This is a genomic window from Pectobacterium sp. HCp5_1 (assembly GCF_032905925.1).
Taxonomy (GTDB): domain Bacteria; phylum Pseudomonadota; class Gammaproteobacteria; order Enterobacterales; family Enterobacteriaceae; genus Pectobacterium; species Pectobacterium brasiliense_A.
Window position 1 is genome coordinate 36,692 of record NZ_JAUMIO010000028.1, and the last position, 14,060, is coordinate 50,751.

General features: G+C 45.6%; 14 protein-coding genes and 1 pseudogene. 6 read left to right on the forward strand and 9 right to left on the reverse strand.

Annotated features, from left to right (window positions below; all coding sequences use genetic code 11):
- Nucleotides 1-31 precede the first annotated feature (31 nt).
- The 7 genes from cheW to Q3A88_RS17110 form a co-directional block, all read right to left on the reverse strand.
- Complete coding sequence (cheW, locus tag Q3A88_RS17080; RefSeq protein ID WP_014915920.1) at nucleotides 32-529, reverse strand: chemotaxis protein CheW; 498 nt, start codon at nucleotides 527-529, stop codon at nucleotides 32-34.
- A 31-nt stretch (nucleotides 530-560) separates the two neighbouring features.
- Entirely contained in the window at nucleotides 561-2,564 is a 2,004-nt protein-coding gene (gene cheA, locus Q3A88_RS17085) for a chemotaxis protein CheA (protein ID WP_180773623.1), read from the reverse strand.
- A gap of 39 nt (nucleotides 2,565-2,603) precedes the next feature.
- Nucleotides 2,604-3,659, reverse strand: coding sequence for a flagellar motor protein MotB (motB, locus tag Q3A88_RS17090; RefSeq protein ID WP_039285760.1), 1,056 nt, complete (start codon nucleotides 3,657-3,659; stop codon nucleotides 2,604-2,606).
- Nucleotides 3,656-4,543: a flagellar motor stator protein MotA gene (motA, locus tag Q3A88_RS17095; RefSeq protein ID WP_014915923.1), complete on the reverse strand. Its 888-nt coding sequence runs from the start codon at nucleotides 4,541-4,543 to the stop codon at nucleotides 3,656-3,658. The genes motB and motA overlap by 4 nt, the downstream gene beginning before the upstream one ends.
- Nucleotides 4,544-4,677: 134 nt before the next feature.
- The gene (flhC, locus tag Q3A88_RS17100; protein ID WP_005970730.1) at nucleotides 4,678-5,256 is read right to left on the reverse strand and encodes a flagellar transcriptional regulator FlhC; all 579 of its coding nucleotides are present in this window, start codon (nucleotides 5,254-5,256) and stop codon (nucleotides 4,678-4,680) included.
- Between the two features lie 3 nt (nucleotides 5,257-5,259).
- Nucleotides 5,260-5,610, reverse strand: a complete 351-nt coding sequence (flhD, locus tag Q3A88_RS17105) for a flagellar transcriptional regulator FlhD (protein ID WP_014915924.1) — start codon at nucleotides 5,608-5,610, stop codon at nucleotides 5,260-5,262.
- Between the two features lie 819 nt (nucleotides 5,611-6,429).
- Complete coding sequence (locus Q3A88_RS17110) at nucleotides 6,430-7,362, reverse strand: DMT family transporter (RefSeq protein ID WP_039520120.1); 933 nt, start codon at nucleotides 7,360-7,362, stop codon at nucleotides 6,430-6,432.
- A gap of 309 nt (nucleotides 7,363-7,671) precedes the next feature.
- Between Q3A88_RS17110 and Q3A88_RS17115 the strand changes: the two genes are divergently transcribed.
- Entirely contained in the window at nucleotides 7,672-9,393 is a 1,722-nt protein-coding gene (locus Q3A88_RS17115; protein WP_317178327.1) for a methyl-accepting chemotaxis protein, read from the forward strand.
- A 67-nt stretch (nucleotides 9,394-9,460) separates the two neighbouring features.
- On the opposite strand, the gene dsrB is transcribed toward Q3A88_RS17115, so the two are convergent.
- A complete protein-coding gene (gene dsrB / locus Q3A88_RS17120; RefSeq protein WP_014915927.1) occupies nucleotides 9,461-9,664 on the reverse strand; it encodes a protein DsrB in 204 nt (67 codons plus the stop codon).
- Nucleotides 9,665-9,873: 209 nt separating this feature from the next.
- Between dsrB and Q3A88_RS17125 the strand changes: the two genes are divergently transcribed.
- From Q3A88_RS17125 to Q3A88_RS17135, 3 genes are all read left to right on the forward strand, one after another.
- Nucleotides 9,874-11,289 carry a diguanylate cyclase gene (locus Q3A88_RS17125; RefSeq protein ID WP_317178328.1) on the forward strand — a complete coding sequence of 472 codons (1,416 nt, stop codon included), beginning with the start codon at nucleotides 9,874-9,876 and terminating at the stop codon, nucleotides 11,287-11,289.
- 254 nt (nucleotides 11,290-11,543) lie between these two features.
- Nucleotides 11,544-11,762: a KTSC domain-containing protein gene (locus tag Q3A88_RS17130; protein WP_010279476.1), complete on the forward strand. Its 219-nt coding sequence runs from the start codon at nucleotides 11,544-11,546 to the stop codon at nucleotides 11,760-11,762.
- A gap of 224 nt (nucleotides 11,763-11,986) precedes the next feature.
- The gene (locus tag Q3A88_RS17135) at nucleotides 11,987-12,343 is read left to right on the forward strand and encodes a hypothetical protein (RefSeq protein WP_317178329.1); all 357 of its coding nucleotides are present in this window, start codon (nucleotides 11,987-11,989) and stop codon (nucleotides 12,341-12,343) included.
- 55 nt (nucleotides 12,344-12,398) lie between these two features.
- Here Q3A88_RS17135 and Q3A88_RS17140 read toward each other — a convergent pair whose 3' ends face one another.
- Nucleotides 12,399-13,298 (reverse strand): LysR family transcriptional regulator, encoded by a 900-nt coding sequence (locus tag Q3A88_RS17140; protein ID WP_205567263.1) that lies wholly within the window; start codon nucleotides 13,296-13,298, stop codon nucleotides 12,399-12,401.
- Between the two features lie 111 nt (nucleotides 13,299-13,409).
- On the opposite strand from Q3A88_RS17140, the pseudogene Q3A88_RS17145 reads away from it, so the two are divergent.
- Nucleotides 13,410-13,835, forward strand: a pseudogene (locus Q3A88_RS17145) (MBL fold metallo-hydrolase); the annotation flags it as partial.
- Between the two features lie 71 nt (nucleotides 13,836-13,906).
- On the forward strand, nucleotides 13,907-14,060 hold a 154-nt coding region (locus tag Q3A88_RS17150), incomplete at its 3' end, for a transposase (RefSeq protein ID WP_317178330.1).

Here is a 14,060-nt window from a genome sequence, read left to right on the forward strand (position 1 = left end):
GCCACTTTCGTAGCCCCTGGAGGCCGATAGATTAGACTTTCAATACGCTATCAACCAGCGCCATTTCTTCGCTACTCAACAGTTTCTCGATATCAACCAGAATCAGCATTCTCTCGCCCAGAGAGCCTAAACCAGTCAGGTACTCTGTTGACAGCGTTACAGCAAACTCCGGTGCGGGACGAATTTGGTCTGTGGTCAATGACAACACATCAGACACGCCATCTACAACAATCCCGACAACACGCTGACCAAGGTTGAGAACAATAACAACCGTGTTGTCATCGTATTCAACATCCTGCTTGGCGAATTTAATGCGCAAGTCAACGATCGGTACAATGACACCGCGTAGGTTGGTGACACCTTTAATGAAGGAAGGCGTGTTGGCAATACGCGTTACCTGGTCATAACCGCGAATTTCTTGTACTTTTAAAATATCAACGCCGTACTCTTCGTCACCCAGCGTAAAAATCAGGAATTCCTGTCCTACTGTTTCGCCAGTTAATTTCGTGACGCTTGCAAGTCCAGTCATGTTTTCCACCCTTTATTAACGATCTGTTTTATTAAGCAGCAGTTTCAACCGCACGCTTTTCACGATTAAGCGCTTGTAACGCTGAAACATCCACAATCAGCGCAACGCTGCCATCACCAAGGATAGTAGCGGCTGAAACGCCTGGCACCTTGCGATAATTACTTTCCAGGTTTTTGACAACGACCTGATGCTGCCCAATCAGCTGATCGACCAGCAAGGCATAACGTCGACCCGCACTTTGTAGAATAACAACAATACCCTGAGTAGCATCCGTCTTAGCGCCATCCACATCAAAGATATGGAACAGTTCAACGAGAGGTAAATACTCACCACGAACCTGCAATACCCTTTCTCCGCCAGCTAACGGATACAGGTCTTCCGACTGCGGCTGCAAGGATTCCATCACAGCGTTAAGCGGTAGAATAAAGACTTCGTTGTTAACTTTAACGGACATGCCATCAAGGATCGCAAGCGTTAATGGCAACAGGATTCTGATCGTCGTGCCTTTTCCAGCCTGGAAGTGGATTTCGACATGACCACCCATTTCCTGAATATTTCGCTTCACTACGTCCATACCGACACCACGGCCAGAAACGTCCGTGACTTTCTCAGCGGTTGAAAAGCCTGGAGCAAAGATCAACATGCCCACTTCTTCATCAGACATCGAGTCATTCACAGCCAAACCTTGAGACAAGGCTTTAGCCAGAATTCTCTCGCGGTTGAGCCCTGCCCCATCGTCGATAACCTCAATACAGATGTTACCACCCTGATGTTCTGCAGAAAGCGTCAAGTTACCCACCGCAGACTTACCTGCAGCTACGCGTTTATCTGGAGATTCGATACCGTGATCGAGGCTGTTACGCACCAGGTGCGTCAGAGGATCGATAATACGTTCAATCAAACTCTTATCCAGCTCAGTCGAACTCCCCATCAGCGTTAGTTCAACCTGCTTATCCAATTTCGCAGCCAGGTCACGAACCAATCGAGGGAAACGGCTAAATACATATTCCATCGGCATCATACGGATGGACATAACCGATTCTTGCAGATCGCGGGCGTTACGTTCTAACTGCCCCATGCTGTTGAGCAGATCGCCGTGTGCCACAGGATCGAGTTCGCTTGAGCGCTGCGCCAGCATGGACTGCGTAATCACTAACTCACCAACGAGGTTGATAAGCTGGTCAACCTTCTCAACTGCTACACGAATACTGGTATCACCGGTTTTTGCTTTATTTTTTCCATTTTCCGGTGCAGCTTGCGGTTTTGCAGCAACTGGCGCAGACGGGGCCACTGGAGCGGCGGCGACGGGTGCTTCAACGACAGCCAATGTCTCTACGGCTTCTGCGACAACAGGTTGGCTGGCCACAGCAGATTTGAAGCTGATTTGCTCAGGCTCAAGAACAAAACACAGTACCGCGCTAATATCGTCTTCGCTTTCAGACGTGACCAATGTCACTTCTACGCTAGTGTCAGTCTGGTGAGGGTCTTTAACCGTCCCCAGATTGCCAAGCTCTTCCAGCATCTGAGGTATTTCCTGAGACTTCAGGCCAGTTAATGCGATACGCATTTCACCTTTACCTACACCGTTAGATGCAGGGCTAGCGGAGGGCGGTGTTGCAACTGACGCATCAGGCTGTGCTGCATCACCATCGGCTTTAGACTCCAGAGCAAGCTGGCGCAAGGCCTGACAGATATACTCAAAGCTTTCAGCATTGGGTTCCTGTGCGGTTTTATAAGCGTCCAACTGATCCTGCATAATGTCTTTTGTTTCCAGAAACAGGTTGATGATATCAGTGCTAAGACGCATTTCGCCACGTCTTGCCCCATCGAGTAGGTTTTCTAACAGGTGCGTAGTTTCCTGCAATACTTTAAAACCGAATGTGCCAGCGCCTCCTTTTATGGAGTGTGCTGCACGGAAAATCGCATTCAATTGCTCTGTGTCGGGTTCTGACGGATCTAACAACAATAAGTGTTGTTCCATATCGGCCAGTAATTCATCTGCTTCATCAAAGAATGTTTGATAGAAAGCACTCATGTCCATGCTCACGTGGTCACCTCTGCTGTGAATCGCGGCTTATTGAGAAGGCGTCGCCTGGCTATCGGGCGCAGCAGGCAACGCGGTGGTTGGCTGCTGACGCTCTGGAGCAGGAACTCCATTAGTTGGTTGTGGCGATGCCCCACCACTTCCACTCGTATTGTTGTTATCACTATTTTCGGCAGCCGGAGTGGTAGGTTTAGGCTTATCCAACTCCATATTTTGTAAATTTTCCACCTTGTCTATATTTACAGCAGAGCTTTCTGCATTTTCTTCTTCAATATCCTTTTGAGCTTGTCTGCTCAATACCAGCAAACTGATGCGTCGGTTAATTGCATCATTTCCACTTGTCGCCTGCTTTAGGTTCATTGTCGCAGCCATACCCACAACGCGCAAAACTTTTCCATCAGACAAGCCCCCAAAAATAAGCTCTCGACGTGATGCATTAGCACGATCTGCGGACAATTCCCAGTTACTATAGCCACGTTCCCCTGTCGTATACTGAACATCGTCGGTATGGCCTGAGATACTCAGCTTATTAGGGAAATCGTTCAGGATAGGGGCTATCGCACGCAGGATATCTCGCATATAGGGCTCAACCTGCGCGCTCCCGGTTTTAAACATGGGGCGATTTTGACTATCGATGATTTGGATGCGTAACCCTTCATCAATCATTTCAATTAACAGATGTGGGCGAAGTGCACGTAAGCGAGGATCCGCCTCAATTAACTGATCCAGACGTTCACGCAATCTATTGAGTCGAACCTCGTCCAGTTTCTTTTCTACATTATCTGTCTTGATGGCCTTTTTCACTTCACCATCTTGCTGAGTCGGATCATTCCCCCCGCCGGGAATCGGGCTGGAACTGTCGCTTGATTTAGAACCTGAAGTTAATGCAACCTTCAATGGAGTACGGAAGTACTCTGCGATTTGGGCTAGCTGCATTGGCGTAGAAATTGCGATAAGCCACATTACAAGAAACAATGCCATCATTGCTGTCATGAAGTCAGCGTAGGCAATCTTCCAGGAGCCACCATGGTGGCCCCCATGTCCAGACTTACGCTTTTTGCGAATAATGGGATGCTGATGTTTCATGCGTTACTGTCCGACGCTTGCTGAGTCGGCGATTTCACACGACGAATGTGTTCTTCCAATTCAGTAAAGGAAGGACGCTCCGTTGAGTACAGCGTTTTACGACCAAATTCAACGGCAATTTGCGGAGCGTAGCCATTAAGGCTCGACAGTAAAGTGACTTTAATGCACTGCAATACTTTGATTTTTTCTGCATTTTTTTGACGCAGCAACGCGGCCAATGGGGAGACAAAGCCGTAAGCAAGTAAAATCCCCAGGAAGGTACCCACCATGGCGTGAGCGATCATCATCCCCAACTCAGCTGCAGGACGGTCAACATAGGCCAGTGAGTGAACAACACCCATCACGGCAGCGACGATACCAAATGCAGGAAGACCGTCACCCATCATCGTCAAGCTGGACGCGGGCACTTCACTTTCATGTTCAATAGTCTCGATCTCTTCATCCATCAGCGTTTCAATCTCAAACGCATTCATGTTGCCGCTGACCATCAAACGCAAATAATCGGTAATAAACTCAACAACGGTGTTGTCAGCAAGAATATTCGGATAGCTCGAGAAGATTTCACTCTCACGAGGATTATCAATATCAAATTCCAGGGAAAGCATGCCTTGCTGGCGGGATTTGGCCATCACTCTAAAGAGTAAGGCCATGAGGTCCATATACAGTGCTTTATTGTACTTGGAACTTTTGACCAAAAGAGGTAGTGCACGTAGCGTTGCTTTTATCGCCTTCCCATTGTTACCAACGATGAAAGCACCTACCGCCGCACCACCGATGATCAGCAGCTCCGAAGGTTGATAAAGCGCACCCAAGGCCCCACCGACCATGAGATAACCGCCGAGTATCGAGGCCACAATTACGATATAACCCAATATAACCAGCACAAGAAATCCTTATAATAAAAAAGGTGGGCGGAAAGAGAGATAAAACTGCGGAGCCGTAGCCAGGACGTTCTAGAGGAAGAAATCTATCACCGCCTTCACAACCAACAGTGATAGATTCATAAATCGCTACAGGCTCAGACTGCGTGTTTTACCTGTTCATCCAGCAGTTGAGGTATTATATCGGCAAGATTTTGCGAAAGTTTACGCCTTTTTACCGCTCTGGAAGGGGGTTGGCACAAACTACAAACAAAACTGTTTTTAGGTTGATGAGCGTGAGTAATGAACATCCCTTTGCAGCAATTGCATGACGATAGTTGCAGCATACCGCTGTCAACAAAACGGACTAATGTCCAAGCCCGCGTCAATGCCAACAGTGGAGAATCGCTCTGAGGCGCACACTGTTCCAGGTAAAGTCGATAAGATTTAATAACCGCTTCAACACCGCTGCACTGCCCATTCTTGATTAAAAAACTGTAAGCGTTGTAGAACATTGATGAATGAATATTCTGTTCCCAGGTCATAAACCAATCCGTTGAAAAAGGTAGCATTCCCTTGGGCGGCGGACTTCCTCTAAGTTCTTTGTACAGTTTAATCAAACGTCCGCGACTTAACTGAGTTTCACTTTCCAGCATCTGTAAACGAGCACCGAGCGAAATGAGCTCCATCGCCAATTGGATGTCTTTCGCCTCCTGAACAATACTTTTCTCCGCCATTACTTATGCCCTTTTCTTAGGCAGGTTTTCTTCTTTCGAAGTTAACTGTTGTAATAAATGACTCGACAACAAAATCCCCGTATGGATTTGTTGTAAATCATCCACACGTGATTCCTGAGTCAAGACTTTGATTGTATTGTGATCGTTAAAACGAAAATGGCATATCAGTTGGTTAGTTTCTGCCAATTTCACCATCTGCGGTAAAGTCAGTTGCATCAAGATATCTGCCATCTCGTCATTGATTCCAAGACGAAACATCGCAGAAGCTTTTTCATCATTAATTAAGCGTTGCGCCAGTAACAAATAAGACAGATTAATGTCATAAATGTGTTTGAGTAATTCAGAGGTACCCATATTTCCCATCCCGACAGGCTATGTTTAAAACATAAGTTAGGTGATAGACCATATCGCCCAGTTCGAAAATCACTCTCCATTGATGGCATAAAAAACTATCGGTGCCAGATACTGCGAGTTACTACTTTATCATTTCTTATTCGGGCAATCGTTACTTGCCAACTTTGCGCATCACGCTGAGAATCCGTTCATCCGTTGCTTTTTAGTTCCACCCTGAAGACTCGCTTCAACCAAAGCATAGGATTAATCCTAAAACAGCGCAACTGTACCGCCTAATCCATAGCACATACAACGCGACGGAAGAATGATTTTGGCCATTATGTGACACAGATCACACAAATGAAAGCATTATGAGCTAAACCCTGTCTGGTCAGATCACTTTTATGCCTATTTTTCCGCCAAAATCGCACACTAAACGTTACAAAAAAGAGCATTGAAAATAATAAAAAAGAAACAATTTGCTTGCTATATAAATGATAGATATACAAAAAATCCCTTGAGCCCAGAACACACTCTGTTATGTAAGTTTATACCTTTCACGAAAAACTTACACTTTTTACCCAAAAAACTCTTAACTACATGTTATGAAGCAACATTTATCTATCCTCTGCCAGTACACCGTCGCAACGCCAACAAAGCATACCGTTCTCGCCGCAAAAGGTGGTTAAACATTACTGTATTGATATTAAAGAAATTAGTGATTGTCTGGGATTCAGTACAAGCACTGCAGCATGACGTTACTCGCGGCTTCAATAATCTCAAACATCACGCTACAGACAGTACCTTCAGGGGGATAGGTGAGTTGGGGCACAAAGGCATTTACCGATCGCTTTTAACAATTCGATTAACCAGCCAAATACCTGAGCATACCAGGACTAGTGCAAAGAAATATTTCCACTCCAGAATGCTTTCATTAAGAAACAGTGCTGACAACAGCGTACCAGAGACCGGTATAAGGAAATTAAATGGCGCGACCATACCGACCCGATTATATTTCAGCAATTGGCTCCATAATGAAAAAGCGACTGAAGAAAGCAAAATAAGGTAGCCTAGCATCAGTACAGCTTTCCAATCAGGTATGATGAGTGTCCCACCAGTGCAGTACCCTGATATCGTTAAAATGATCCCGCCAATAGCCAGTTGGTAACCGGTCATTACGGTTGGATCCATCGTTTGTGATATACGCTTACCATATATAGTAGATGCAGACAAAATAAATGCGGCAATAACAACGAACCCATCACCTAACAGCGTAAAACCAATATTCATTCCGTTGCTGTTGATATTAACAACCATTACACCGGCAAAACCTAATATACAACCAATTAGCTTGTTGATATTTAATTTATCATTTTGGTATAAATAATGAGCAAGCAGTACGCTGAAAAAAGTACTGGTTGCATTCATGATCGAACCTTTAACGCCGGTGGTATAAGCCAGACCGATGTAGAAAAAAACATATTGCAACGATGTCTGGAATATTCCCAGTGTGGTCAACTGAACTAACTGCCCACGCTGAAATCGCCCGATGGAACGTCCGCTTAACACAGCAAGTACCAAAAGCAACAACCCAGCGAACGCGAACCGGTAGCCTGCAAAAACGAGTTTCCCAGGAATATCATTATCTGCAATGTGAAACAGCTCATAGCCATTTTTAATTGCCGGATAAGCACTTCCCCAGAGCAAACAGCATAATGTGGCGATAAAAAAAACAACTTTTTTATCAGAAAAAAAATGCGTGCGCTTTTCCAAGAAAAATCCCTCCGAAGATAGATTCGCCATAATAGCGTTGAACCTCAAACAAATAAAGTTAGGAGGTAGACTCTTTATTTTTTATTATCAATCTGTATGATTTCGCATCACGTATTTCTCTTTTCTTTTTAAAGAGTTAAAAACGTGATCGGGATCGCATCGAATTTGATTAAGGTTTCTCAATATATGCCGATTATCTTTTACATTGGTTGTTTAGCTAATGAATTGTCATTAATGTAGACACTAAAACCTAAACGCCAATGCCGCAGCGCGTGGCATGGTAAATCATAAATTCCTGAGAATGAGCGAATGGATATGAAAATAACGTCAAGGTCTGAGCAGCACGCCGAGGCCGGCATGCTGAGCAATTTACGGCTAGTTCCCTTATTCATCATTATTCTGGGTGGTATCATGCTGTTATTTGCAGCATCTATCGGCACATCCAGCTATTTTCTACAAAGCAGCAATCAGTCATTAGACGACGTCACACAAGAAATCGATACCCGAATGGGGATCTCAAACAGTTCTAACCACCTTCGCACCGCACGTCTGCTGCTCATTCAGGCCGCAGCGGCTGCTCGTATTGGCGACTCTCAGGTCTTCAATGACAACCTGAAACAGGCTGAGCAGCGTCTGGAACAATCAAAAAAAGCCTTCCTTGTCTATGAACAACGCTCGGTTAAAACACCTCAGGATATGGCGTTGGACGGCGATCTGCGTAAATCCTATGACGCTTATGTCAATCAAGGCCTTATGCTGATGCTAACAGCAGCAAAAGAAGGGCTGTTTGAAGAGGTCATCACTCTCGAATCCGAAGAAACCCGGGTTTTGGATTTAGCCTATAACAAATTTTTGCTAGAGGCTGTCGCTTACCGTACACAAAGAGCGAAAGAGTTAAACGAAACAGCGCATAAAAATGCACTGCTTGGATATTCGTTGATGGGCGGCAGCTTTGCGCTGGCCACCATTTTAACGCTTCTGACGTTCTTCCTGCTGCGCAGTATCCTCATCAAACCAATAAATCAATTGGTCCTGAGAATTCAGCGTATTGCGCAAGGCGATTTGACTCAAATATCGGACCGTTATGGCAGGAATGAAATTGGCACGCTAGCCAGCAACGTTCAACAAATGCAGTCTTCTCTGGTCACTACCGTCACTACCGTTCGGGAAAGCGCAGACTCTATTTATCAAGGTTCTACGGAGATTTCATCCGGGAACACCGACCTTTCCTCGCGAACCGAACAGCAAGCCTCAGCGCTTGAACAAACTGCGGCAAGCATGGAGCAATTAACCGCAACCGTGAAGCAAAACTCAGAAAATGCACACCATGCAAGCCAGCTCGCGGCAAATGCTTCAGGAAAGGCCAAACAAGGCGGTGAGATCGTTGCAAACGTTGTGAACACGATGAACAGTATTTCAGGTAGCTCAAAGAAAATATCTGAAATTACCAGCGTTATTAACAGCATTGCTTTCCAAACGAATATTCTCGCACTCAATGCGGCAGTTGAAGCAGCCAGAGCGGGAGAACAAGGTCGCGGTTTTGCCGTCGTAGCAAGTGAAGTTCGCAGCCTCGCACAGCGCAGTGCACAAGCCGCAAAAGAGATAGAAACGCTGATTTCTGAATCGGTAAATCTGGTCAGCAGTGGCTCTGTTCTGGTTGATAACGCAGGTCAAACCATGAAAGAGATCGTCGATGCCGTCACTAACGTCACCGACATCATGGGGGAGATTGCTTCTGCTTCTGACGAACAAAGCCGGGGAATTACTCAGGTCGGTCAGGCGATATCCGAAATGGACAGCGTGACACAGCAGAATGCTTCGCTTGTACAGGAAGCCAGTGCTGCAGCGGCATCGTTGGAAGAGCAAGCAGAATTGCTTACGCGTGCCGTTGCGACATTTAAGTTATCCAGCCATTTATCAAATAGCCATTCAGCTCCTGTTCGGCCAAACGCTCTCGCCGCTAAGGACCGTTCATCACTCGCCCTGCCCCGCCAGGCTAATACAGAAAACGGTAACTGGGAAACGTTCTAATACTGATACCAAAGCCACTGCGAGCATTGTTCACCTGGACAATGCTCGTATATCGGCATGTTTCCCTTTACTCTTTTTCTGGCAAGATCTTTGGCTCAACAAACGTCCCGTCTTTGCTGTCAACCTCATTGAAAAACCAGATACCAGCTGGGTAATCTTTTAATGCAACTAAATACATAATCCCTTCCTGAAACGTTTCTACAGCAAGAATCGTCCCTTCCCTGCGCGTCTTTCCATCAGTTTTAACCGTAACCAGATCATTAACTTTCATAAATTTATCTCAAAATAGCTTCTAACATCAAAAAAACAGCATTATCATTTACGACTACGGTAGGAATAGTACCTGCATGAAATGATTAATTTTATTTGTTTTTAACAACGCCATATTGACCCTCTCTGTCATTACATATCAATTATTCAGGCAAAAATTGATCGTTTCTATCCTAGTACATCCGACATACTCGCAAAAGAGATTAAAAGTTGAACGAACTATTGAACGTTAATGAACAGAGAGATAACGGTGAGTCAGACTACAATCAAGTCATAACATCAGAATGGATGAAATTGATAGTCACAACCTCACAAAAATCTTTTAATCTACTGCGAACCCTTGCCGATCAGAAAGCCTCCGACTTTGCTGACGCGTTCTACTCCTACATGCTCCAAGATCAAGAAGCTTCCCTGTTTCTTTCCAGCCAGCAAGTCCACGATCGACTCCATGGTTCGATGAGCAAATGGATAGTAGATATTTTAACGAATACCGGAGATCGTCTGGCTGACCTGATTAATCATCAAAAGAAAATTGGTCAGATTCATGCGCGTATTGGTATTCCCGTCGATCTGGTTGAGCGTGGAGCTCGGCGTTTAAAATGGCACCTTTATGAAGACATCGCACAGGTGGCAGAGGATAAAACGCTCTGCTTTGATGCCATGCGTTTTGCCTCCATCTCTATGGATATTGCCATAGAGATAATGAGCAAAACCTATTCACAGTCGCACGATCTGGCAGCCAAAAATGAAGAATCCTATCGGCTATTTTCTATTCTGGAAAATGCCAGCATGGAAAGAGAGCGTCAAAATGCATCGCTGCTAAATTGGGAAAATGCCTTTATTTTTAGTGTTGCCACTGGTATGCCTCTTTCCAGCATCCAGGACCTGAGTGATTCAGAGTTTGGCCTGTGGTTTAACCATAAGGGGAAATCCAGTTTCAGTAATATTCAGGGTATACGCACTATCGCCTCAATCATGACGGAAACGGATGACTACATTCGCGGCCATAGTACTACCACACTACTGACACAGCAGGATTACGCCCCGCTACTTAAAACGGTCAGAAGCAAAATTTATAAAATAAATATGCTGCTGGGATCGCTATTTGACGAAGTCCAAAAACTGGAAAGCGGTAAGGATACGTTGACCCTTCTGTTAAACCGTCGCTTCCTGCCAACCATTCTTAGACATGAAATATCGCTGGCAATGCACTCAAACACCTCACTCAGCATCGCCATGATTGATATTGACCATTTTAAAACCGTGAATGACACATATGGCCATGCCGCTGGCGATAGTATCCTGAAAAGGATTGCAGAAGTGCTTTATGAGAGCACGAGGAACAGCGACTATGTTTTCCGTTACGGCGGTGAAGAATTCATGATCGTGCTTATTGAAACGCCTAAAGTCGCCGCCCACACCATCATCGAGCGGCTGAGGAAGAAAATCCAGGATCACCCTGTTTATCTTCAAAACGGTGAAAGCGTTACAATGACTATAAGCGCAGGTATCGCTGTCTATAGCGGTCATCCCGATTATGAATGCCTGATAAAGGCAGCAGACGATGCACTCTATCAGGCCAAGGCCAACGGCAGAAACAGGATCGAATACGCGCCGGAAGAATAATCATTTTATCTCGTTGCAAACCTGCGCTTCAGCGCCATAGCTGAATCGCAGGTTTGCACTATTCCCTCACCAAACAGATGAATTCCCTTTCATTGAACAAATTCACAGCATGAAAACGATAAACCAACGATTTTACTAACCAACCTGCCAAAAATTTGATACATATTCAATAAATAAGCATGATCGTCGACAATATGTCATGCAGTGAATCTTTTTATAGTTTGATCTTATTTTGCACAAGGGAGGAACGAGCATTGCAGCGACAGCAGGTTTTATCGTCACGGATTTATTCCATTGGGTACGATCCAAAGACGCACAACCTTGAGATAGAATTTCATAATAAAGACATCTATCAATATGTTGGCGTGCCTGAGTCTATCTATAAAAAATTTATCTCTGACGCTGTCGTCTCTAAAGGCCGTTTCTTTGATGGCGTGATAAAAGATAAGTTTTTGTGCCGTAAAATCAGATAGATAAGAAATAACCAATAACAACGTTGGGATCTGTCGCCGTTCCTTAACGGCGATGTAAAACGTCGCTTTACGCCACATCGATTTGCTAGTTAATCTCTCGCCGCCTTCCGGTTCCACTATCACAGCTAATCCGGTGAATTAAACATACATCCAGATGGTATCTTTTCGATAACATCCCTTCAGATTATGTGAGTATCTATCCTGTCTAACTATGGAGAGTTCATATGATCGCATCGGATATTCAGGGGGCTAATCTTTTATTTTCCCAGGCCAGTAAGCACGCTATTGCACCCAGTGAAGATACTTTCAAAATGGCACTTGAGAAAGCAAAGGATAGCGGGCAGATCTCCAGACACGCACCCAGCGCTAAAATTGAGCCTCAACGCTCGAAAGCAGCACAGGAGTTTATGGATTGGGTCTCCATGTCTCATGAAGAAAGATTATTCTTCTCCGTACTCGCCTCCATGGGAATATCCAAGGAGCAATACGAGGCAATGCCAGTAGAAGAACGCATGGCATTGGATCTTAAAGTACAAGAACGTATAAAAGAAATGGCGGAACAAGGTCAGCAGCTCGCGTAATGACAACAAACACGCCTGTTACAGAGATAGGGTTAGCCGCTTAGCGGCCATAAGTCTAGCCGCTCGACAAGTCATTAAGCAAAAAATCCAGTAACGTACGTGTGCTGGTAGGTAAGTATTTGCGTGAACAATATAACGCATAGACCCCCAACTCTGGCAATGCGTAGTCTGTCAGAACGCGAACCAGTGCGCCGGTACGAAGGTAAGGATCCGTCGTAAAAGCGGGTAAATGGACGATGCCCTCGCCTGCGAGCGCGGCATGCAGAAGCACCATACTATCATTCGCTGCAAAGTTGCCCGTAACACCCACGTCATCCATTACCAGATCTACACCGTCAGCCGATGGGGCTTGGAAGCGCCAGACACGACCAAAACGTGTGTGGTACAAGCAGTTGTGTTGCCTGAGATCGTCTGGCCGCTGGGGCGTTCCGTTACGTGCCAGATAATCGGGTGCTGCGCAAACGACAGAAGCACAGCGGCTCAACTGGCGTGAAATTACCGCCGGATCGAGTTTGTCACCAACATGAATAGCCAGATCAATACGCTGTTCCACCAGATTCACTGACGCATCCTTTAACACCATCTCAATGGAAACTTTAGGGTATTGGGCGGAATAGCGCCTCAGCGCATCGGCCAGATAGGATTGGCCGAATGAAATACTGCTCGCAACCCGGATCAAGCCATTAGGCTCTTGGCTTTTACTCTCAAGGGCAGCACCAATATCATCATTCAACGCTAAAATTTGTCGACAATAGGACAAAATCTCGCTTCCAGCACTCGTCAATCCCAAGCTGCGACTGGAGCGATGCAATAGACGAACGCCGAATGCTTTCTCCAATGACGCGATATAGCGCGTAGCCATAGCACGTGAGATGTCCAGCTTGTTCGCTGCGGCAGTAAGGCTCCCTAACTCAACCACATCCACAAATACCTGCATGGCAACAAAGCGGTCCATAAATCCTCATATTGTTCGAAATATGCAACGTTAGTTTGCATTACTTCGTCTTTATTCGTCCGAATTTCGCAACTATAGTCTGGGCTTTACTATCTAGACAAGAGATAAAGAATGAAGAACCAACGTCTTACGCCTCTGGCTACTTTCTTACTTTTATTCAATATGGCTGCTACGGCTCACTCGCTCCCTTCACCGGATGCAGAAATAAATAGCACGACCATCCCCACACTTACAGGATGCGGTCCATCATCAACCATCAACCAACTTTTCAGCCAATTTGGCAGCAGCGGCAAAATGCCTGCGGAACTTGGACGTTGGCTGAATGATACAAAGGCACAGACTGTAGAGCCCTACCAAGCCTTCGCCAATGTTTATTATGTCGGCATTTGCTGGGTCTCAGCCTGGCTTATCAAAACCAGTGAGGGCCCGGTACTTATTGATACGCTGTATGGTGAATTTACGGATCAGCTAATCGATAATATTAAGAAAATCGGCGTCGACCCGGCAGAGATCAAAATGGTACTGCTGACACACGGGTGACCTGCTCCCAGTTGATTAGTACACCCCGATGTTAGTAATGTCTTCATAAGCCACATGAGGACATCCCCATGAAGAAGCGTTTTTCCGACCAACAGATCGTCAGTATTCTCCGCGAGGCTGAAGCCGGGGTATCCGCCCGTGAACTCTGCCGCAAGCACGCCATTTCCGATGCCACGTTTTACACCTGGCGTAAGAAGTATGGCGGTATGGAGGTGCCTGAGG